At 67.5% G+C, this 19,810-nt stretch carries 19 protein-coding genes and 1 riboswitch; of the genes, 10 read left to right on the forward strand and 9 right to left on the reverse strand.

The annotated features are described in order from the left end of the window. Nucleotides 1-4 precede the first annotated feature (4 nt). A complete protein-coding gene (locus ACG10_RS19500) occupies nucleotides 5-769 on the forward strand; it encodes a CPBP family intramembrane glutamic endopeptidase (RefSeq protein WP_089169478.1) in 765 nt (254 codons plus the stop codon). Nucleotides 770-837: 68 nt separating this feature from the next. Here the strand turns inward: ACG10_RS19500 and sutA are convergent, their stop codons facing one another. From sutA to glnK, 4 genes are all read right to left on the reverse strand, one after another. Continuing rightward, entirely contained in the window at nucleotides 838-1,158 is a 321-nt protein-coding gene (gene sutA / locus ACG10_RS19505; RefSeq protein WP_039806498.1) for a transcriptional regulator SutA, read from the reverse strand. Between the two features lie 122 nt (nucleotides 1,159-1,280). Beyond that, nucleotides 1,281-1,706: a secondary thiamine-phosphate synthase enzyme YjbQ gene (locus ACG10_RS19510; RefSeq protein WP_089169479.1), complete on the reverse strand. Its 426-nt coding sequence runs from the start codon at nucleotides 1,704-1,706 to the stop codon at nucleotides 1,281-1,283. A gap of 156 nt (nucleotides 1,707-1,862) precedes the next feature. Beyond that, nucleotides 1,863-3,176 (reverse strand): ammonium transporter, encoded by a 1,314-nt coding sequence (locus tag ACG10_RS19515; protein WP_089169480.1) that lies wholly within the window; start codon nucleotides 3,174-3,176, stop codon nucleotides 1,863-1,865. A 32-nt stretch (nucleotides 3,177-3,208) separates the two neighbouring features. Continuing rightward, entirely contained in the window at nucleotides 3,209-3,547 is a 339-nt protein-coding gene (glnK, locus tag ACG10_RS19520) for a P-II family nitrogen regulator (RefSeq protein ID WP_012703245.1), read from the reverse strand. Between the two features lie 340 nt (nucleotides 3,548-3,887). On the opposite strand from glnK, the gene ACG10_RS19525 reads away from it, so the two are divergent. Beyond that, nucleotides 3,888-4,163, forward strand: a complete 276-nt coding sequence (locus ACG10_RS19525) for an accessory factor UbiK family protein (protein WP_039806510.1) — start codon at nucleotides 3,888-3,890, stop codon at nucleotides 4,161-4,163. 31 nt (nucleotides 4,164-4,194) lie between these two features. Next, nucleotides 4,195-5,688, forward strand: coding sequence for a YifB family Mg chelatase-like AAA ATPase (locus tag ACG10_RS19530; protein ID WP_089169481.1), 1,494 nt, complete (start codon nucleotides 4,195-4,197; stop codon nucleotides 5,686-5,688). Between the two features lie 105 nt (nucleotides 5,689-5,793). On the opposite strand, the gene ACG10_RS19535 is transcribed toward ACG10_RS19530, so the two are convergent. The 3 genes from ACG10_RS19535 to ACG10_RS19545 all read right to left on the reverse strand — a co-directional run bounded on the left by ACG10_RS19535 (nucleotide 5,794) and on the right by ACG10_RS19545 (nucleotide 8,115). Beyond that, complete coding sequence (locus tag ACG10_RS19535; protein WP_089169482.1) at nucleotides 5,794-6,657, reverse strand: SPFH domain-containing protein; 864 nt, start codon at nucleotides 6,655-6,657, stop codon at nucleotides 5,794-5,796. Nucleotides 6,658-6,685: 28 nt separating this feature from the next. Next, a complete protein-coding gene (locus tag ACG10_RS19540; protein ID WP_089169483.1) occupies nucleotides 6,686-7,123 on the reverse strand; it encodes an NfeD family protein in 438 nt (145 codons plus the stop codon). A gap of 110 nt (nucleotides 7,124-7,233) precedes the next feature. Further along, on the reverse strand, nucleotides 7,234-8,115 hold the full coding sequence (locus ACG10_RS19545; protein WP_089169484.1) for a LysR family transcriptional regulator: 882 nt from the start codon (nucleotides 8,113-8,115) through the stop codon (nucleotides 7,234-7,236). A gap of 117 nt (nucleotides 8,116-8,232) precedes the next feature. Between ACG10_RS19545 and ACG10_RS19550 the strand changes: the two genes are divergently transcribed. The 3 genes from ACG10_RS19550 (at nucleotide 8,233) to rep (ending at nucleotide 11,559) form a co-directional block, all read left to right on the forward strand. After that, a complete protein-coding gene (locus ACG10_RS19550; protein WP_089169485.1) occupies nucleotides 8,233-8,655 on the forward strand; it encodes a DoxX family protein in 423 nt (140 codons plus the stop codon). A gap of 48 nt (nucleotides 8,656-8,703) precedes the next feature. Further along, nucleotides 8,704-9,432 (forward strand): pirin family protein, encoded by a 729-nt coding sequence (locus ACG10_RS19555; protein ID WP_089169486.1) that lies wholly within the window; start codon nucleotides 8,704-8,706, stop codon nucleotides 9,430-9,432. A 117-nt stretch (nucleotides 9,433-9,549) separates the two neighbouring features. After that, nucleotides 9,550-11,559, forward strand: a complete 2,010-nt coding sequence (rep, locus tag ACG10_RS19560; protein WP_089169487.1) for a DNA helicase Rep — start codon at nucleotides 9,550-9,552, stop codon at nucleotides 11,557-11,559. Between the two features lie 110 nt (nucleotides 11,560-11,669). Here rep and ACG10_RS19565 read toward each other — a convergent pair whose 3' ends face one another. Beyond that, nucleotides 11,670-12,056 carry a hypothetical protein gene (locus ACG10_RS19565; protein WP_232487145.1) on the reverse strand — a complete coding sequence of 129 codons (387 nt, stop codon included), beginning with the start codon at nucleotides 12,054-12,056 and terminating at the stop codon, nucleotides 11,670-11,672. 660 nt (nucleotides 12,057-12,716) lie between these two features. Between ACG10_RS19565 and ACG10_RS19570 the strand changes: the two genes are divergently transcribed. The 4 genes from ACG10_RS19570 (at nucleotide 12,717) to ACG10_RS19585 (ending at nucleotide 19,235) form a co-directional block, all read left to right on the forward strand. After that, nucleotides 12,717-12,938, forward strand: a complete 222-nt coding sequence (locus tag ACG10_RS19570) for a hypothetical protein (RefSeq protein ID WP_089169954.1) — start codon at nucleotides 12,717-12,719, stop codon at nucleotides 12,936-12,938. Nucleotides 12,939-13,234: 296 nt separating this feature from the next. Continuing rightward, a complete protein-coding gene (locus ACG10_RS19575; RefSeq protein WP_089169488.1) occupies nucleotides 13,235-14,236 on the forward strand; it encodes a catalase family peroxidase in 1,002 nt (333 codons plus the stop codon). Nucleotides 14,237-14,597: 361 nt separating this feature from the next. Further along, nucleotides 14,598-14,673, forward strand: a riboswitch (cyclic di-GMP riboswitch). 101 nt (nucleotides 14,674-14,774) lie between these two features. Beyond that, entirely contained in the window at nucleotides 14,775-18,488 is a 3,714-nt protein-coding gene (locus ACG10_RS19580) for a hypothetical protein (protein WP_089169489.1), read from the forward strand. A 174-nt stretch (nucleotides 18,489-18,662) separates the two neighbouring features. Then, nucleotides 18,663-19,235: a xanthine phosphoribosyltransferase gene (locus tag ACG10_RS19585; protein ID WP_089169490.1), complete on the forward strand. Its 573-nt coding sequence runs from the start codon at nucleotides 18,663-18,665 to the stop codon at nucleotides 19,233-19,235. A 52-nt stretch (nucleotides 19,236-19,287) separates the two neighbouring features. Here the strand turns inward: ACG10_RS19585 and ACG10_RS19590 are convergent, their stop codons facing one another. Beyond that, nucleotides 19,288-19,710: a c-type cytochrome gene (locus tag ACG10_RS19590; protein WP_332460682.1), complete on the reverse strand. Its 423-nt coding sequence runs from the start codon at nucleotides 19,708-19,710 to the stop codon at nucleotides 19,288-19,290. Nucleotides 19,711-19,810 lie beyond the last annotated feature (100 nt).

Genomic DNA, 19,810 nt, shown 5'->3' on the forward strand with positions numbered 1-19,810 from the left:
GGCCGTGCCCGGCGAGCCCCGCGCTCCCGGACTCCAGCAGACCTGCCCGGCGTCGAGCCGCTATCGCCTGCTGCCGCCAGCGCTGGTGCTGCTCGCCGGCAGCCTGTTCGTCGCCTGGGTGTTCGGCGTCCGGCCGCGCCTGGCGGACGGCCCCTGGCGCGCCGGCGTGCTGCTCGCCAGCCTGGCGCTGGCCACCCATCTGCTGCCCGGCTTCACTCCATTGTGGCTCGCCGAACCCCATCAGCTCAGTCCCGATGCGTCGCCCTACGGCGTGCGCCTGTCATGGGACAAGCTGCTGCTCGGCGCCACCCTGCTCGGCTGGTGGTGGACGGAAACCGCCGCGCGCCCCCACTCCCCGGCATGGCCCGGCCGGGCCTGGGCCCTGGCGACCCTGCTCGGCGTGCCGGCGCTGGCCCTGGCCACCGGCCTGGTGGCCTGGCAGCCGAAATGGCCCGCCGAGCTGCCGGTCTGGCTGGCGGTGAATCTTGGCGTGACGGTGCTGGCCGAGGAACTGCTGTTCCGCGGCCTGCTGCAGGGCGCGCTGGTACGGCGCCTCGGCACGGTCCGGGGGATCATTCTGGGCGCCACCCTGTTCGGCCTGGCCCATGCGCCCGTCAGTCCGCTGTTCGCCCTGCTCGCCGGTGCAGCAGGCCTCGGCTATGGCGGGGTCATGCAACTGTCCGGGCGGCTGGGCAGCGCCGTGCTGCTGCACGGAGCGGTCAACCTGCTGCACTTCCTGCTGCTCAGCTACCCGCTGCGCCTGAACTGAAGGCGCAAAAAAAGCGGCCCGGGATTCACTCCCGGGCCGCCCTTGCGCCACCAACCGGCTGGAAAGGCTCAGATGGGGCGGCTGCCATACTTGCTGTCGGGCTTCTTCGGCGGGTCGGCGACCACGTTCGGCTCGACCTCCTGCACCTTGCCGCCGCGCGCCAGGAATTCCTCCATGGCCCGCGCCAGCGCTTCGCGATCCTTCTGCTTGGCCTCGATGCTGGGCATCTCGTCGACCTCGGCGGAGCTCTTGGACTTCTTGCCGGAAGCCACCACCCGGTCGCTGCCGTCGTCCTCCTCAGCCGCTGCTTCGTCGGCAGCATTCAGCTCTTCACCGTCCTCCTCTTCACCCGCTTCCAGCTCTTCCTGTTCCAGTTCTTCATCGCTCATGTTCGACCTCACGACTTGGGTACAGCAGGTTGGTTATAGTCCCGCCAGCGATCACCGCGACCCTGGCCCGCGGACACTGCAATCGATGGGCGATTCCAGCTCTGAGAGCTGCGCCGAAAAAATCAGTTCCCCTGGCCCTGCAGCGTGGCCAGGACCCGACGCACACCGCCCTGCTCGCGGTGCTCGCCGAGATAGATGCCCTGCCAGGTCCCCAGCGCCAGACGCCCCGCCGTCACCGGCAGCAGCAGCTGGCAGCCCAGCAGACTGGCCTTGAAGTGCGCCGGCAGATCGTCCGGCCCTTCGTAGTCATGTTCGTAGCCGCCCTCGCCCTGGGGCACCAGACGGTTGAAGAAGCGCTCGAAATCGCGCCGCACCGCCGCGTCGGCATTCTCGTTGACGGTCAACGAGGCCGAGGTGTGCTGCAGCCAGAGGTGCAGCAGCCCCACCCGGCAGGAGGCCAGCGCCGGGAGACCGGCCAGCAGCTCGTCGGTCACCAGGTGGAAGCCGCGCGGCCGCGCCCGCAGGGTGATGGTCGTCTGTTGCCACATCTGCCGCAGTTCCTGGGTTGTGCCGCGGGAATTCTAGCGCGGCGCGGAAAAAAGCAAAGGGCGCCGAAGGCGCCCTTTTGACGGCTTGCCACCGGCGATGGGGGCAAAACCGCAGCGTGAACGGCGGCCGGAGCGTGCCGGCCGCCCTGCCCACACTCAGAGGTTGTAGCCGCGCTCGTTGTGCAGGGAGAGGTCGAGACCGATGGTTTCCTCCTCGTCGCTGACGCGCAGGCCCATCACCCGCTCGATCACCTTGAGGATCACGAAGGTGACGACGCCGGTGTAGATCACGGTGAAGAGCACGCCCTTGATCTGGATCCACAGTTGGGTGGCGATGCTGTCCACCTCGCCGAAGCCGCCCAGGGCCGGAGCCGCGAACAGGCCGGTCAGCACCGCACCGACGATGCCGCCGACGCCGTGCACGCCGAAGGCGTCGAGGGAGTCGTCATAGCCGAAGCGGCGCTTCACGGCGGTGGCGCTGTAGAAGCAGATCGCGCCGGAGGCCAGGCCGATCACCAGCGCGCCCATCGGGCCGGCGGTGCCGGCGGCCGGGGTGATGGCCACCAGGCCGGCGACCACGCCGGAGGCGATGCCCAGGGCGCTCGGCTTGCCGTGGGTCAGCCACTCGGCAGCCATCCAGGCCAGCGCCGCGGCGGCGGTGGCGATCTGGGTCACCAGCATGGCCATGCCGGCGGTGCCGTTGGCGGCGATCGCCGAGCCGGCGTTGAAGCCGAACCAGCCGACCCACAGCATGGCCGCGCCGATCAGGGTGTAGCCGAGGTTGTGCGGGGTCATGGCGACGCCCGGGTAGCCCTTGCGCTTGCCCAGCACCAGGCAGGCGACCAGGCCGGCGACACCGGCGTTGATGTGCACCACAGTGCCGCCGGCGAAGTCGAGCACGCCCCAGTCCCACATCAGCGCGCCGTTGCCGCTCCAGACCATGTGCGCGATCGGTGCGTAGACCACCAGAAACCACACCGACATGAACACCAGCATCGACGAGAACTTCATGCGCTCGGCGAAGGCACCGGCGATCAGCGCCGGGGTGATGATGGCGAAGGTCATCTGGAAGGTGATGAAGATGCTTTCCGGGAAGGTGCCGACCAGGCTGTCGGTGCTCAGACCGCTGAGGAAGGCCTTGTCCAGACCGCCGACGAAGGAGCTGAAGTTGAGCACGCCCTCTTCCATGCCGGTGGTGTCGAAGGCCAGGCTGTAGCCGAACAGGACCCAGAGCACGCTGATCAGGCCGGTGATGGCGAAGCACTGCATCATCACCGAGAGCAGATTCTTCGAGCGCACCATGCCGCCGTAGAACAGCGCCAGGCCGGGAACGGTCATGAACAGCACCAGCGCCGTGGCGGTCAGCATCCAGGCGGTATCGCCGGAATCCAGCGAAGCCTCCTGGGCGCTGGCCATGGCGGGCAGGAAGAGAGAGAAAAGGGCAGCAAGCCCTGCGCTTTTGCGCAGCATTGATTATCTCCTGGGGCGGGGGGATCGTAGGCTCAGATCGCGTCGGTGCCGGTCTCGCCGGTACGGATGCGGATGGCCTGTTCCAGATTGACGACGAAAATCTTGCCGTCACCGATCTTGCCGGTGTTGGCAGCCTTGGTGATGGCCTCGATGACATGGTCGAGCTGGCTGTCCTCGATGGCCACGTCGATCTTCACCTTGGGCAGAAAGTCGACCACGTACTCCGCCCCCCGGTACAGCTCGGTATGGCCCTTCTGCCGGCCGAACCCCTTGACCTCGGTGACGGTAATGCCCTGCACTCCAATCTCCGACAGCGATTCGCGTACGTCGTCCAGCTTGAACGGCTTGATGATGGCAGTGACTAGCTTCATGAAACGTATCTCCGTGTAGTGGACTTGCCCCAGGAATAGACGATCCCGATTCAAGTTTAAGCGCAGTGTCTGGCTTGCGTGTGGCCGCCTCGGGCCGGCCTGCTCGACGGCATCGGCGTCTGGCCGACGCCTCAAGGTGCCCTGTCTTCGCAAAGGCAAAAATCATACCGCCAACCACAAACGGCCAAAACCCCCATGAGCGATATGGTTATGAATCTTTCGCCGGACGGCCGCGGGGAAATGCCGCACCCGCCGGTGTACAGCCGCACGAAAACCATGCACGGCAGCCTTGCCGATGCCCCGTGATACACTGGCGAACGACTGATTCCGGAACCGCACCATGCTGCCGCCCAAAGCCCTGTTCGACACCCTCAGCACCCACGCCTCCCGCCTGTTCAGCGGTGAGACGCCGCTCCCGCCCCGCGAACTCGAGGCCCAGCTCAAGGCCTTGCTGCAGAGCGCCTTCAGCAAGCTCGACCTGGTCAGCCGGGAAGAATTCGACAGCCAGATGACCGTCCTCGCCCGCACCCGCGCCCGCCTGGAAGCGCTGGAAGCCAAGGTCGCCGAGCTCGAGGCCCGCCTGGGCGAGCAGCCCCCCACCCCGCCCGCCGCCTGACCGCGCGGGGAATGCGATCAAGGAGCGATCCATGTCCCTGGCCATCGTCCACAGCCGCGCCCAGGTGGGCGTCGAGGCGCCCGCCGTCACCGTCGAGGCGCATCTGGCCAACGGCCTGCCGGCGCTGACCCTGGTCGGCCTGCCGGAAACCGCGGTCCGCGAGAGCAAGGACCGCGTGCGCAGCGCCATCCTCACCTCCGGCTTCGACTTCCCGGCGCGGCGCATCACCCTCAACCTGGCCCCCGCCGACCTGCCCAAGGACGGCGGACGCTTCGACCTGGCCATCGCCCTGGGCATCCTCGCCGCCAGTGAGCAGTTGCCCGCCGAGGCCCTCGGCAACCTGGAGTGCCTCGGCGAGCTGGCCCTCTCCGGCAGCCTGCGGCCGGTCCGGGGCGTGCTGCCCGCCGCGCTGGCCGCCCGTGCCGCCGGACGCACCCTGGTGGTGCCACGGGCCAACGCCGAGGAAGCCAGCCTGGCCTCGGGGCTGAACGTGCTGGCGGTCGACCACCTGCTGGAGCTGGCCGCCCACCTGAACGGCCAGTCCCCGCTGGCGCCCTACCAGGCCCAGGGCCTGCTGCGCCAGACGCTGCCCTACCCCGACCTTGCCGACGTGCAGGGCCAGGCCGCGGCCAAGCGCGCCCTGCTGGTGGCCGCTGCCGGCAGCCACAACCTGCTGCTCAGCGGCCCGCCGGGAACCGGCAAGACCCTGCTGGCCAGCCGCCTGCCGGGACTGCTGCCACCGCTGGACGAGGGCGAGGCGCTGGAGGTGGCGGCGATCCATTCGGTGGCCGGCAGCGCGCCGCTCGCCGCCTGGCCGCAGCGGCCGTTCCGCCAGCCGCACCACAGCGCCTCGGGACCGGCGCTGGTCGGCGGCGGCAGCCGGCCGCGTCCCGGCGAGATCACCCTGGCGCACCAGGGCGTACTGTTCCTCGACGAGTTGCCGGAGTTCGACCGCAAGGTGCTGGAAGTGCTGCGCGAGCCCCTGGAAAGCGGCGAGATCGTCATCGCCCGGGCCAGCGACAAGGTGCGCTTCCCGGCGCGCTTCCAGCTGGTGGCGGCCATGAACCCCTGCCCCTGCGGCTACCTGGGCGACCCTGCCGGCCGCTGCCGCTGCACCCCGGAGCAGATCCAGCGCTACCGCGCCAAGCTGTCCGGCCCGCTGCTCGACCGCATCGACCTGCACATCGGCGTCACCCGCGAGGCCACCGCCCTGGGCGCACCGCGCCTGGACGGTCCGGACAGCGCCGGTGCCGCGGCCCAGGTGGCGGCGGCGCGCACCCTTCAGCTGGCGCGCCAGGGCTGCCCCAATGCGTTCCTCGATCTGCCCGGATTGCACCAGCACTGTGCACTGGACAACGAGGACCGCCAGTGGCTGGAGCGCGCCTGCGAGCGCCTCGGCCTGTCGCTGCGCGCCGCCCACCGCATTCTCAAGGTGGCGCGCACCCTGGCCGATCTCGAGGCGGCGCCGGGGATCGCCCGTGCCCACCTGGCCGAAGCCCTGCAGTACCGGGCCAGCAGCGCCTGAGCGGGAAAGTTTCGGCATCCCCGCCCCGCAGGAGCCAGCTTGCTGGCGATGCTTTTGGGCTGATCGCCAGCACGGGGAAAAAGGGTGGGTTGGAGAAAAAACCTCTCAGCCGCGCACACCCAGCTTGCCCACCAGGCCGCGCAGGGTTTCCTGCAGGTCGGCGGGCATCAGCACCACCTTGGCGTTGTCGCTCTGGGCGAGCTTTTCCACCGAAGCGATGTACTTCTCGCCAAGCAGGTACATCATCGGCCCGGGCTCGCTGCCGACCGCGCTGGTCACCCGGCGGATCGCCTCGGACGACGCCTCGGCCAGCAGCACCTGGGCATTGGCGTCGCGGCGTGCCGCCTCCAGACGCGCCTCGGCCTCGAGGATCGCCGCCTGCTTCTCGCCCTCGGCCTTGGTCACCGCGGCCTTGCGCTCGCGCTCGGCGGCGGCCTGCAGCTCCATCGCCCGCTGCATTGACTCGGACGGCTTGATGTCCTGGATCTCCACCGACTTCACCGTCAGCCCCCAGTCCACCGCCTCGTCGGCGATGCTCTCGCGCAGCCGCGCCTTGATCTTGTCCCGCGAGGACAGCGCCTCGTCCAGCTCCATCTCGCCGACGATGGAGCGCAGGGTAGTCATAATCAGGTTGCGGATCGCCTCGGAAAAGTCGGTGACCCCGTAGACCGCCTTGACCGGATCGGTGACCTTCACGAAGGCGATGGCATTGGCGAGGATCACCGCATTGTCGCGGGTGATGACCTCCTGCTGCTGCACGTCGAGGATGATGTCCTTGGTCACCAGCTTGTAGGCGACGTTGTCGAGGAAGGGAATGATGATATTCAGCCCCGGCCGCAGGGTGACGTGGTAGCGCCCCAGGCGCTCCACGACCCACTCCTCGCCCTGGGCCACCAGCCGCACGCCCTTGGCGATGGTGATGAGAGCGAACGCGAGCACCGCAATCGCCACTGCCAGTCCTGCACTCATGGGTTGCTCCTTGTTCCTTTCTGAAAGATCAGGCTTTGGCTACCTTGACGTAGCTGCCCTCGACCGACACCACCCGCACCCGCTGCCCCGCGGGAATCGCCGTCTCGGCCATGCAGGCCCACTCCTCGGCGCCGAGGACCGGCTTCTGGAAACGCACCCGGCCGCGCTCGAAGGGCGCGACGGCGCTGACCAGCAGACCCACCTCGCCGATCGTCTCGCCGGCCGCCGTGCCGATCCGCGTCGTCTGCCGGCCAGGCCGGAACACGCCGAACCACAGCGCGGTCATCGCCAGCGAACTCAGCGTCCAGACCAGCAGCTGCGCGGTCAGCGAAAGCGCGCCGGCCAGCAGCAGCACGCCCGCCACCAGCAGGGCGCCGAGGCCGAACCAGATCACGAAAAACGCCGGTATGGCCAGCTCCAGCAGGATCAGCACGATCCCGCCGACGACCCAATGCCACCACTCCATTGCCCTTCCTCCTGCGCACTCGGCGTCTACATGTCGGCCGCCGATATTAACTGGCCATTATTGCCGACAACAGGATGCAGCGCTGTGGAACGGTCTTGATCGAGCCCCTGTCAGCGACTCAGGGCTTCGTGCAGATAGTCGGTGAAGGCGCGAACCAGGGCCGAGGCCTGGCGATGCTGCGGATAGACCGCGTAGACCTTCGTCGGCGGCCCCTGGAAGGCTTCGAGCACCGGCAGCAGCGCGCCCGTGGCCAGCTGCGGGCCGACGATGAAGGTCGGCAGCCAGGCGAGGCCGAGCCCGGCGAGGGCGGCGTCGCGCACCAGCTCGCCGTTGTTGACCCGGTAGCGGCCACGCACTCCGACGCGCTCGGGACGACCGTCGCGCCAGTAGGTCCACTCCACCCCCTTGCCGTGGCCGTAGAGCAGGCAGTCGTGCTCGCGCAGCTCCGCCGGCGTCTGCGGCACGCCGCGGCGAGCGAGGTAGGCGGGACTGGCGCAGGTGACCATCTGCTGCGGAGCCAGGGCGCGGGCGATCAGCGTGGAATCGGCGAGCTCGCCGATGCGCACCGCCATGTCGTAGCCCTCCTCGAGCAGGTCGACCCGCCGGTCGCTCAGGTCCAGTTCGACGGCGACCTCCGGGTAGCGCTCGAGAAAGCCCGGCAGCAGGCGACCGAGATGCAGGGTGCCGAAGGACATCGGCGCCGACAGGCGCAGCGTGCCCCGCGGCGTCGCCCGCAGCTGCAGGATGGCCTGCTCGGCCGCCTCCACGTCGTCGAGGATCTGCCGGGCCCGCTCGCAGTAGAGCAGCCCCAGCGGGGTGACGGCGAGCCGGCGGGTCGAGCGGTTGAGCAGGCGCACGCCCAGCCTTGCCTCCAGGCCCATCAGCCGGCGGCTGACGAACTGCTTGGACAGCCCTAGCGCCTCGGCCGCAGCGGTGAAGCTTCCGCCGTCCACCACGGCGACGAACAGACGCATGTCCTCGAGCTGGTTCATTATCACTCCTGGGTAGACGATATTGCGCTTTTCGGCATCTTAATCGAATCGGGAAGAGACACTAGTCTGTACTCACGGTGCAAGACAAGGCACCCCTACCGACCAGGAGATACGGACATGACCCTTTCGACCCCGACCGCCATCCACACCGCCACCGCCTTCGCCGGCCGCGCCCTGCTGGGCTCGCTGTTCATCGTCAGCGGCCTGGGCAAGGCCGCCGCCCCGGCCGCCACCCTCGGCTATATCGGCAGCACCGGCATGCCCTTCCCCACGCTGGCCCTGGCGGCCGCGCTGCTGATCGAGCTGGGCTTCGCCACGGCGCTGCTGGTCGGCTACCGCACCCGCCTGGTCGCCGCCGTGATGGCCGGCTTCACCCTGGCGACAGCCCTGGCGTTCCACAACCAGTTCGGTGACCAGAACCAGCTCATCCACTTCCTGAAGAACCTGGCGATCGCCGGCGGGCTGCTGCAGGTGGCCGCCTTCGGCGCCGGCGCCCTGAGCCTGGATGCCTACCGTAGCCGCCGCATCGCCCACGCCTGAAGCTTCCCGCCCGGCTCCGGCCGGGCCTCGCCGACCGAGGAATCCGAGATGAACACCCACGAACTGCGCCGCTCCAGCGAGCGCGGCCAGGCCGACCACGGCTGGCTGCAGTCCCGCCACAGCTTTTCCTTCGCCGACTACCACGACCCCGAGCAGGTCGGCTTCTCCGACCTCTTGGTGATCAACGACGACCGCGTCGCCGCCGGCCAGGGCTTCGGCCGGCATCCGCACCGGGACATGGAGATCCTCTCCTACGTGCTCGACGGCGCCCTCGAGCACCAGGACAGCCTGGGCAACGGTTCGCTGATCCGCCCGGGCGACATCCAGCTGATGAGCGCCGGCACCGGCATTGCCCACAGCGAGTACAACGCCTCGCCCCGCGAGCCGGTGCACTTCCTGCAGATCTGGATCGTCCCGGCCGTCCGGGGCGTGACGCCGGGCTATCAGCAGCAGCGCTTCGCCGCCGAGGACAAGCGCGGCCGGCTGCAGCTGATCCTCTCGCCGGACGGCGAGCAGGGCTCGCTGCGCCTCCATCAGGACGCCCGGGTCTACGCCGGGCTGTTCGACGGCGCGGAACGGGCCAGCCTGGAACTCGGCGGGCAGCGCCACGCCTACGTGCACCTGGCGCGCGGTGCGCTGAGCGTCAACGGCCAGCGCCTGGAGGCGGGCGACGGCCTGCGCATTCGCCACGCCGAGCGGCTGGAGTTCGCCGACGGCGAGCAGGCCGAGGTGCTGGTCTTCGACCTGCGCCCGCACGAACGGCCGCGAATGGCATGAACGGCGCTGGGCACGGGGCTCAGGGACGACCAGCCGGATCGGCGGGCCAAAGCCCGCTGAAAAGGCGCCGGCCGGGGCTGCTAGAATGCCCGGCCGTCCCGTCCTGCGAGGTCTGCCATGTCCCGACTCAACCCGCGCCAACAGGAAGCCGTGACCTACGTCGGCGGCCCGCTCCTGGTGCTCGCCGGCGCCGGTTCCGGCAAGACCAGCGTGATCACCCGCAAGATCGCCTACCTGATCCAGCAGTGCGGCATCCAGGCCCGGCACATCGTCGCCATGACCTTCACCAACAAGGCCGCCCGCGAGATGAAGGAGCGTGTCGGCAGCCTGCTGCGCGGCGCCGAGGGCAAGGGCCTGACCGTCTCCACCTTCCACAACCTCGGCCTCAACATCATCCGCAAGGAGCACGCGCGGCTCGGCTACAAGCCCGGCTTCTCGATCTTCGACGAGGGCGACATCAAGGCCCTGCTGACCGACATCATGCAGAAGGAGTACGCAGGCGACGACGGCGTCGACGAGATCAAGAACTACATCGGCGCCTGGAAGAACGACCTGATCCTCCCCCAGGAGGCGCTCGACAAGGCGCGCACGCCCAGGGAGCAGACCGCCGCCATCGTCTACCTGCACTACCAGCGCACCCTCAAGGCCTACAACGCGGTCGACTTCGACGACCTGATCCTGCTGCCGGTGAAGCTGTTCCAGGAGCACCCGGACGTCCTGGAGAAGTGGCAGAACCGCATCCGCTACCTGCTGGTCGACGAATACCAGGACACCAACGCCAGCCAGTATCTGCTGGTGAAGCTCTTGGTCGGCATGCGCCACCAGTTCACCGTGGTCGGCGACGACGACCAGTCGATCTACGCCTGGCGCGGCGCGCGTCCGGAAAACCTCATGCAGCTGAAGGAGGACTACCCCTCGCTGAAGGTGGTGATGCTCGAGCAGAACTACCGCTCGACCAGCCGCATCCTGAAATGCGCCAACGTGCTGATCGCCAACAACCCCCACGTGTTCGACAAGCAGCTGTGGAGCGAGATGGGCCACGGCGACGAGATCCGCGTGATCCGCTGCCGCAACGAGGAAACCGAGGCCGAGCGGGTGGCCATGGAGATCCTCACCCTGCACCTGAAGACCGGCCGGCCCTACAGCGACTTCGCCATCCTCTACCGCGGCAACTACCAGTCGCGGCTGATGGAGCTCAAGCTGCAGCACTACCAGATCCCCTACCGCCTTTCCGGCGGCACCAGCTTCTTCGCCCGCCAGGAGGTGAAGGACCTGATGAGCTACTTCCGCCTCTTGGTCAACCCGGACGACGACAACGCCTTCCTGCGGGTGATCAACGTGCCGCGCCGCGAGATCGGCTCGGCGACCCTGGAAAAGCTCAGCCACTACGCCGGCGAGCGCAACCTCTCGCTCTACGAAGCCGCCGGTGAACTGGGCCTCGCCCAGCACCTCGACAGCCGCTACTGCGAGCGCCTGGCGCGCTTCACCCGCTGGATGGACGGCGTGCGCCAGCAGTGCGCGCAGCACGACCCGATCGCCGCCCTGCGCAGCATGGTGATGGACCTCGACTACGAGAACTGGCTCAGGCAGAACGCCTCCAGCGACAAGGTCGCCGAGGTGCGCATGGGCAACGTCTGGTTCCTCGTCGAGGCGCTGAAGAACACGCTGGAGAAGGACGAGGACGGCGAAATGACCATCGAGGAGGCCATCGGCAAGCTGGTGCTGCGCGACATGCTGGAACGCCAGCAGGAAGAGGAGGAAGGCGCCGAGGGCGTGCAGATGCTCACCCTGCACGCCTCCAAGGGCCTGGAGTTCCCCCATGTGTTCATCATCGGCGTGGAGGAGGAAATCCTCCCCCACCGCTCCAGCATCGAGGCCGACACCATCGAGGAGGAGCGCCGCCTGGCCTACGTCGGCATCACCCGCGCCCGGCAGAACCTGGTGCTGACCTTCGCCGCCAAGCGCAAGCAGTACGGCGAGATCATCGACTGCGCGCCCAGCCGCTTCCTCGCCGAACTGCCGCAGGACGACCTGGCCTGGGAAGGCCAGGAGGATGCGCCGGTGGAGGCCAGGGCGGCGCGGGGCAAGAACGCCCTGGCGGACATAAGGGCGATGCTCAAGCGCTGAGACCACCCGCCACAGCGGGTGCACATGAAACACCGGCTCAAGACTGCAGCGATCCGGCGCCCGAACATCGTCACCGGCCTGCCCCTGGCGCACCGGACGTCAATTTCTTCTCATTGGCCGTACCGGCGCACCAAAGATTTCACGCAAGCCTTGTATTGGGGCAGCGTGTGCGCATCGGCCACCACCATGCGATTGAGCGCGCAATCCTCCAAGGCCATGTCCAGCGCGGCATCCACATGGCGTTGCGCGTTGTCATGGTAGAGGCTCGAGCAGGCGTACGGGACGCCGATGACACCCAGAGTGAGGCCCACCTGCCGCAAGAGCCGGATCCAGCGCCGGGGATCGTCTGCCCACTCGACCAGGGCCTCGAAAAAAACCACAACCGGTTTCAATTTCGCGCCTCCTTCGGGGACCTCCCGAATCATCCTTAAGCTCTCGGTGGAGCTGATGATATTCAGGCAAGAAATTGGCCATCCCTGGCAGAGGGGGACTCGCATGGCTCGTCTCCTCGTCCGAGCGGTTTCAGCTGTCACGACCTGGGCGACACACCACGCGGTTCGGTCCGTGCGCCTCGATTTCCCGCGCCTGCTGCCACTGCAAGTCGGCATACCGGCGCAATGAGGCACAGCCCCCGCGGCTCCCGTTCGCGCAAGCCGATAGTTCTCATGCCCGCGTTGGGCCAGTTGCCGAGCCCTGCTCTCGGCGGCGTCGGTTGGTGCGGATCGCCCGGCACCATCGGCGCTTGAACTGCGCCCCCGATGGCGGCCCCAAACGTTCTTACCCGCGCGCACTGTAAGCCATTGCCTACAACGGCTTGAGAACCTTGCGGATTTATTCGGGACGGCTGCCGCACTACAGTCGCTTCCGCGCTGACGGATCGACACAGGCTGGCCAGGATGGCGGCCAGGGACTTTGCCAGCGTGCGGTTCAGCAGGGTCGGAGCATAGGGAGAACCAGGCATCACGGAAACAGGGACGTCCTCACTACTCGCCGTTTCTTATCCGATGAAGTCACCAAGCCCTCGGGCGCCTGCCAAGTCTGCACGACCATCGCGTGCGGATGGAGCCGAGCCGCCGACAGAAGGAACTCAGGTCGAAAGGTTCAGCAACCTCTCGGCCTGCCATTTTCACGAAAATCGACAAACTAGAATAAAAATGATGAAAGCCAGTGCCATCCCCCACTCCTCCTCCCGCCGCTTCCAGGTTCGCGATATTTCCGCCCAGTATGGCTGGCCAACCTTCGACCTCGTTTTCCACGACGCAGAGAGCAGCGTCGTGCGCTGTTCGGAAGCCATATGGGACTCGGAAGCCCAGGCTCTGGTCGAGGCAGAACGGCTCGAAGCCTCTCACGCCTGTCCCGTGCACTGGGAAGCGTCCTGACGGCCCGCCCGAGCCGCTCGATCGGCCGACTCCGGCGCCCGAAGTCCCCGACACCGCATTGCCACCCAGCGCCCGTCGACCTGCCCGCCGGCACAGAGCGCGATTCCGCGCCTGAACGGCTGCGGGCGGGTGGCTCAGGCCGTCGCGGTCTATTGGACCATGGTCCACGAGAAACAGCCTGCACGCCTCCCGCACACACGGCGGCCGGCCTTGTCATATCCGCAACCGGCTGCTGGCATGAAGAGTGCCGTATCCGCCACGGCGGTTCTTCAATCAGGGACAACGAGGAAAACAAGATGCAGAGGAAAGATCTGCCGGGCTGGCTGCTGGCCGCCGGCCTGGGACTGGCCGCCCCCTTCGGCATGGCGGCGCAGGACGACGTGACCCCGGAGCAGGTGGTCTCCGCCCTGGAGGACACCTTCGGCGTGACGCCGGGCGAGCGGCGCAACCACATCAAGGGAACCTGTGCGACCGGCGAGTTCGTCGGCCTGCCCGCCGCGGCCAGCTGGTCGCGCTCGGCGCTGTTTTCCGGACAGCCCGTGCCGGTCGTCGCGCGCCTCTCGCTGCCAGGCGGCAACCCCAAGGTCCCCGACACGGCCAGGTCGCCACGCGGCATGGCCCTGGAGTTCCGCCTGCCCGGCGGCGCCCTGCAGCACATGACCATGCTCAACACCCCGGTCTTCGGCGCGGCGCATCCGAAAACCTTTCTCGACCAGATCGTCGCCCTGAAGCCCGACCCGGCCACTGGCAAACCCGACCCGGCCAAACTCGAAGCCTTCAAGGCCAGCCACCCGGACAGCCGGGCGCAGGCGCAATTTCTCGCCGAACACAACCCGCCGCCGAGCTTCGCCAACAGCAGCTACTTCGGCATCCACACCTTCAAGTTCGTCGACGACACCGGCAAGGCCACCCTGGTGCGCTGGCGCTTCGTGCCCGAGGACGGCGAGAAGCAGCTCTCCGACGAGGAGCTGAAGAGCCTGCCGGCCAACTTCCTCGAGCAGCGGCTGATCGAGCGCACCGCCCGGGGGCCGCTGCGCTGGGACATGCTGGTGAGCATTGGCCAGTCCGGCGACCCGGAGAACGACCCGACCCAGGCCTGGCCGGAGCACCGCGAGCAGGTGAAGGTCGGCACCCTGACCCTGAGCGCGGCGATGCCGCAGAAGGGCGCCGCCTGCGAGAAGATCAACTTCGACCCGCTGGTGATGGCCGAGGGCATCGCCCCGACCGACGATCCGATCCTGCGCTTCCGCTCGCCCGCCTACGCGGTATCCTTCGCCAAGCGGCTGAGCGGGCAGTGACAGCAGGCGAAATACTGGCCAGCCGGGGCAGGCGAAGCGGCAGGTCCGCTGGTCGGAAAGACCTTCCCGCCCCGGATGACAAAACGAAAATACCCACCTGAATCCAGCCATTTATCTTCTGATCGCTGGCAAATATCGATATTTGCCGGCATCGAAGATCGAGTGGGTTTCTGCTATCGCATCGCCAGACCTTGGCTAGACTCAGCTGCAGAGTGCCAGCCCGTGATTGCACACTGACATGCATGTACATGGCTGCCTGCATGGCCTGGACACTGACGCGGCGGACTGTGGCAGCAGTCCGCCGCACCTAGAAACCATCACCTCGAGACGTTGCGGAGTTTTCGCGGAAGCTGTCGCACGTATTAGTCAAAGCCACACCCGCAGTGATGCGGGGCCGGAAAGCCCAGGGTCTTGCCCAAGACAGCCAGGCTGCCTCAACCGTGCGACGAGCACGTCGGTCGGTCCGTATCGATAGGACTGGAACTGCCACTTCAGTGGACGAAGTTCCCCAAACCCTCTATCGAGCAGGAGCTTGACCATGGGCACCATCTTCGAAACTGGCGAAGACGAGATCATCTACGTCAACGACGTCACCATCGACGAAAGCGAGGGGCTGCAGACCAGCGGCGTCGCCACGGCCACCGAGGACAACAACGACGACGACATACTGCTGAGCTCCATCGCCACGCTGCTCGGCACCCTGGACACCTTGGGTGCCCCCGCCGCCGGCGAAGCCATCGAGGCGGCGCAGAACCAGGTGCTGACCTTCGAGGCCGATGTGGACCCGAGCCTCAAGTTCACCCTGAAGAATGGCGAAACCGTGGTTACCGAGGTGCTGAGCGCCTTGAGCACGACCGCTGGCGGCGACCCCATCACCCTGGTCTGGATCAACGCCACCACCATCTTCGGCTATGCCGACCGGGGGGGAGCGAATGAGCGGGTCGCCTTCGCGCTGGTCCTGGAGAAGATAGAACCGACCGTCGGCGATCCCGGCGGCGCGCGAGTCACCATCGTTCAATACGAAGCGATCGAGCATCCCGATAACGGCTCCTTCGACGAGGCCGTCGACCTCACCGGTCTGGTGTTCGTCGATGCCGTCCAGGACGTCGCTTTCGACGACTTCTCCACCGCTGCAGCCGGACAGAACGACTGGAACCTGGTGACCGATCCCGAGACGGGAATCCAGCTCCTGTTCACTGGCTTTGAGCGGGGCATAGACACCGTCAATACCAGCGACTTCGGCATCGGCAGCAACGCGCAGTCGATCGGCGATACCGACGGGATAATCGTCGACTTCGTCAAAGGGCAGACCACGCCGACCCAGACCAGCGCCGACGATCTGGCCAACATCGATTTCAAAGAGCGCGTGGAAGGCCCGAGCGCTGGCTTCACCCTGGTCCAGGTGGGGGGCGGTCCGACCAACCGTGTGGATGCCATGGTCGTTGCCTATGACTCGGATGAAGTGGGCAAGAATCCGCCCCCGCCCGACGGTGATGGGGCCGCGACGGACGACTACACCGACGGCAACATCGATGGCACGCCAAAGACCATCATCAGCATCAAGGTCTGGTTGGTCTCCGACGACCCCAACGTCGCCGAGGTTTTGGTGCGCACTTGGCTACGCGACGGGGAGGTGACCTCAGGTGACGACAGCGGCGTCAGCTTCGCCATCGACGGGGATGGCGTGAAGATCACCGGCCTGCTGGACAACTACCGCGTCGAGTTCGCAGTCGACGGCATGCTCGATCGCTTCAGCGTGCAGAACGTCAGCGGCAGCGGCGGCAACAAGACCTTCGACCTCGGCGACATCCGCCTCGGCGGCCAGGTAGGCGACCAGGCCGAGGTCGGCAGCCATATCAACTTCGAGGACGACGGGCCGAGTCAGACCGTGACGGCCGGCACCACGACGGTGTCCGTCGAACTCGACGAGACCACCGGCGACAGCGACCGCTACGCCAGCGGCGAAACCGCCGACACTTACGTCAACGACGACAACGGCCACCTGGCCCAGGTCACCACCACCGTGGCCGGCGGCCTGGTCAGCCTGTTCAGCGCCGCCGGCGACTACGGCTCGGACGGCGCCGGCACCCTCACCCCGCTGCTGAGCTTCGTCGGCGTGCCGCCCGAAGGCCTCGCCACCAGCCTGAGCGCCACCCACGGCGGCGCCATCACCCTGTTCGCCGACAGCGCCACCCAGCTGAGCGGCAAGGACACCGATGGCCACACGGTGTTCACCATCGCCATCGTCGACGTCGGCGGCGGCGTGCTGCAGTTGCAGACCACCCTGATCGAGGCGCTGGACAACGGCAACGACACCCTGTTCGACGAGGCCGTGGCGCTGCTGCTACCCGCAGGCGCGCTGGAGCTGCAGTACCAGGTCACCCGCAGCGATGCCGAGGGCGACACCGTCGTCGCCTCCGACACCATCCTGCTCGCCGACGACGAAAACTCGGTCTTCGGCTTCGACGACGACGGGCCGACCCAGACGGTGAGCGCCGTCGCCAATGCCGCCGCACAGCTGGAAGTCGAACTCGACGAGACCACCGGCGCCAGCGACCGCTATGCCGCTGGCGAAACCGCCGACACCTACGTCAACGACGACAATGGCCACCTGGCCCAAGTCACCACCACCGTGGCCGGCGGCCTGGTCAGCCTGTTCAGCGCCGCCGGCGACTACGGCTCGGACGGCGCCGGCACCCTCACCCCGCTGCTGAGCTTCGTCGGCGTGCCGCCCGAAGGCCTCGCCACCAGCCTGAGCGCCACCCACGGCGGCGCCATCACCCTGTTCGCCGACAGCGCCACCCAGCTGAGCGGCAAGGACACCGATGGCCACACGGTGTTCACCATCGCCATCGTCGACGTCGGCGGCGGCGTGCTGCAGTTGCAGACCACCCTGATCGAGGCGCTGGACAACGGCAACGACACCCTGTTCGACGAGGCCGTGGCGCTGCTGCTACCCGCAGGCGCGCTGGAGCTGCAGTACCAGGTCACCCGCAGCGATGCCGAGGGCGACACCGTCGTCGCTTCCGACACCATCCTGCTCGCCGACGACGCGACCTCGGTGTTCAGCTTCGACGACGACGGGCCGCTCCCCCTCTCACCGGTGGCAGGCAGCATCGTCAACGCCGCGGGCGAGTCCGAAGCCTTCGCCCTGGATGACGACTCGCCGGAGAGCTTTGCCGCCAACTTCGGCTCGGATGACAAGGGCAGCCTGGTGTTCACCGGCATGAACAACCAGATACTGGCAAACGGAGCAGCGCTCAAAGACACGGCCGGCAACGCTCTCACCTCCAACAACGTGGCGATCACCCTCAGCGGCTTCGGCACCCACATGCTCACCGCCTCCGCAGGTGCGACGACGGTGTTCACCATGACCATGGACAGCACCAGCGGCGAGTACAGCATCGCGATGTTCGCCAGGATCGACGACGGTTCGTTCGACTTCGACAACTTCGCCACTGCACGGGCAGGCAAGTTCAGCTGGCTGGGAGTGGCCGGCGACGAGTTCGCCGACAAGGACCTGCTGGTCACCGGCGGTGTCCCGAATGTGACCACGGTGAACAACGACTCGGACGACCTGGCGGCCAACAACCAGTGGATCAACGCGGCCACCACCGATACGCCGGCGGAATTCCTGCGTCTGGACTTCGTCGATCTGGGGATTTCGGCCAACCAGGGCGGCAGCGATATCAGCACCATCCCGACCGCAACGCACTATGACGCCAACAATGTTGGCTTCACCATCATGCAGACCCAGTCCGGCCGACCGGTGGATGTGCGGATCACGGCGATCGATACCGAGGAGGGTCGCGGGATCGGCGGCAACGACATCGCGGCGGACCTGACGACCGGCACCCCCGACGAGATCATAGCCGTCACGGTGATCACCAACTCCCAGGACCCGGAGAACAACACCAAGACCTATCTGAAGCACGACGGGATAGATGACAGCGGCTTCGTCATCTGGGGAGAGAACGACGTGATCGTGCTCAACCTGGAGGGCGCCAACGCCAACCAGGCCCATCTGCGCGACCAGGTCTTCGTCAGCACCGAAGACGGCTTCAACCGCCTGGAGATCGGCAACGCCGAGGCCGTGGGCAGCAAGGACGCTTTCGCCATCGGCGACGTCGAGGTTGGCGCGGTCGGCCAGGAAATCGATCTCGCCTTCAACGGGCAGATCATCGACGGCGACGGCGATGCTGCCAGCATCGGCCTGGTCGGCGTAACCCTGGAGCCTGCCCCCGTGGTCTGACGCTCATGCCCCCGGACGCTCGCCGCCCGGAAACGACGCTGGCCGGCGGTGGCGCGTTCCACCGCCGGCCTCTTTTTGTCTGCTCTTTCGCCCGCCCACGTCGCCCTGTACTGTGCGTCGATCGGCGCTCCCGCGGGTCCATCAGGCGGCTTGCGGCTCATTCGAGGCAGTGTCATGGAGCAGTTGAAGCGAAAAATCCGCGAGCACGGCAGCGTGCTCTCCGAGCAGGTCCTGAAGGTGGATGCCTTCCTCAACCATCAGGTCGATCCGCCGCTGATGCAGGCGATCGGCCGGGAGTTCGCCCGGCGCTTTCGCGACCAGGGCATCGACAAGGTGCTCACCCTCGAAGCCTCGGGCATCGCGCCGGCGCTGATGACCGCGCTGGAACTGGGCGTGCCGCTGGTGTTCGCCCGCAAGCACCGCTCGCTGACCCTGACCGACAACCTGCTGACCGCCCGGGTCTATTCCTTCACCAAGCAGGTGGAGAGCACGGTGGCCGTATCCGCCAGCCATCTGGCGGCCGGCGAGCGGGTGCTGATCGTCGACGACTTCCTGGCCAACGGCCAGGCCGCGCTGGGGCTGGCCGCCATCGTCCGCCAGGCCGGGGCGAACCTGGTCGGGATCGGCATCGTCATCGAGAAGTCCTTCCAGTCCGGCCGCCGGGCGCTGGAGGAGCAGGGCTACCGGGTCGAATCCCTGGCGCGAATCGCCTCGCTGGCGGGCGGCCAGGTCAGCTTTCTGGAGTGAGCAGAAACGACGAAGCCGCCCGCAGGCGGCTTCGTCCTCGGCCAGGTCGCGATCAGAGACCGGACATCTTGCCGATGGCGTCCTTCAGCTCGTCGTCCGAGCAGTCGGCGCAGGTGCCTTTCGGCGGCATGGCGTTGAGGCCGGCGATCGCCGACTTGAGCAGGCCGTCGAGACCGCCCTTGGCATCGGCGCGGGCCGTCCAGGCGGCGCCGTCGCCGACCTTCGGCGCGTTCAGCAGGCCGGTGCCGTGGCAGGCGTTGCAGTACTTGGCGACGATGTCGTCGCCGCTACGCGCACCACCGCCGGCGGCGCCGGCAGCCGCGGTAGCGACGCCCTTGCATTCCTGGCCGGCCACGCAGACCTCGCCGACCGGCTTGAGACGCTCGGCGATTTCCGCGTCGGTCGCGGCCTGGACACTCGCCGCCCACAGGGACAGCACGGCGACCGGGGCCGCCAACATCTTGATCAGATTCACCCTTACCCCCCTCATCGTGGCTGGTTACGTGCGCCCGCGGCCACGGGTTTTCGCGAGCGGGCGGCAGTATAACCTTATGAAAGGCAGGCCGAAACAAGTC

The sequence above is a fragment of the Azotobacter chroococcum genome, assembly GCF_002220155.1.
GTDB lineage: Bacteria > Pseudomonadota > Gammaproteobacteria > Pseudomonadales > Pseudomonadaceae > Azotobacter > Azotobacter chroococcum.

What these genes read in the sequence shown, in the direction of transcription:
- ACG10_RS19510 (WP_089169479.1), bottom strand. Translation starts at nt 1,706, where the DNA reads ATGTGGCAACAGACGACCATCACCCTGCGGGCGCGGCCGCGCGGCTTC.
- ACG10_RS19575 (WP_089169488.1), top strand. Translation starts at nt 13,235, where the DNA reads ATGCAGAGGAAAGATCTGCCGGGCTGGCTGCTGGCCGCCGGCCTGGGA.
- ACG10_RS19585 (WP_089169490.1), top strand. Translation starts at nt 18,663, where the DNA reads ATGGAGCAGTTGAAGCGAAAAATCCGCGAGCACGGCAGCGTGCTCTCC.
- ACG10_RS19565 (WP_232487145.1), bottom strand. Translation starts at nt 12,056, where the DNA reads ATGCGAGTCCCCCTCTGCCAGGGATGGCCAATTTCTTGCCTGAATATC.
- rep (WP_089169487.1), top strand. Translation starts at nt 9,550, where the DNA reads ATGTCCCGACTCAACCCGCGCCAACAGGAAGCCGTGACCTACGTCGGC.
- ACG10_RS19525 (WP_039806510.1), top strand. Translation starts at nt 3,888, where the DNA reads ATGCTGCCGCCCAAAGCCCTGTTCGACACCCTCAGCACCCACGCCTCC.
- ACG10_RS19540 (WP_089169483.1), bottom strand. Translation starts at nt 7,123, where the DNA reads ATGGAGTGGTGGCATTGGGTCGTCGGCGGGATCGTGCTGATCCTGCTG.
- ACG10_RS19580 (WP_089169489.1), top strand. Translation starts at nt 14,775, where the DNA reads ATGGGCACCATCTTCGAAACTGGCGAAGACGAGATCATCTACGTCAAC.
- sutA (WP_039806498.1), bottom strand. Translation starts at nt 1,158, where the DNA reads ATGAGCGATGAAGAACTGGAACAGGAAGAGCTGGAAGCGGGTGAAGAG.
- ACG10_RS19530 (WP_089169481.1), top strand. Translation starts at nt 4,195, where the DNA reads ATGTCCCTGGCCATCGTCCACAGCCGCGCCCAGGTGGGCGTCGAGGCG.
- ACG10_RS19550 (WP_089169485.1), top strand. Translation starts at nt 8,233, where the DNA reads ATGACCCTTTCGACCCCGACCGCCATCCACACCGCCACCGCCTTCGCC.
- ACG10_RS19555 (WP_089169486.1), top strand. Translation starts at nt 8,704, where the DNA reads ATGAACACCCACGAACTGCGCCGCTCCAGCGAGCGCGGCCAGGCCGAC.
- ACG10_RS19535 (WP_089169482.1), bottom strand. Translation starts at nt 6,657, where the DNA reads ATGAGTGCAGGACTGGCAGTGGCGATTGCGGTGCTCGCGTTCGCTCTC.
- ACG10_RS19515 (WP_089169480.1), bottom strand. Translation starts at nt 3,176, where the DNA reads ATGCTGCGCAAAAGCGCAGGGCTTGCTGCCCTTTTCTCTCTCTTCCTG.
- glnK (WP_012703245.1), bottom strand. Translation starts at nt 3,547, where the DNA reads ATGAAGCTAGTCACTGCCATCATCAAGCCGTTCAAGCTGGACGACGTA.
- ACG10_RS19570 (WP_089169954.1), top strand. Translation starts at nt 12,717, where the DNA reads ATGAAAGCCAGTGCCATCCCCCACTCCTCCTCCCGCCGCTTCCAGGTT.
- ACG10_RS19545 (WP_089169484.1), bottom strand. Translation starts at nt 8,115, where the DNA reads ATGAACCAGCTCGAGGACATGCGTCTGTTCGTCGCCGTGGTGGACGGC.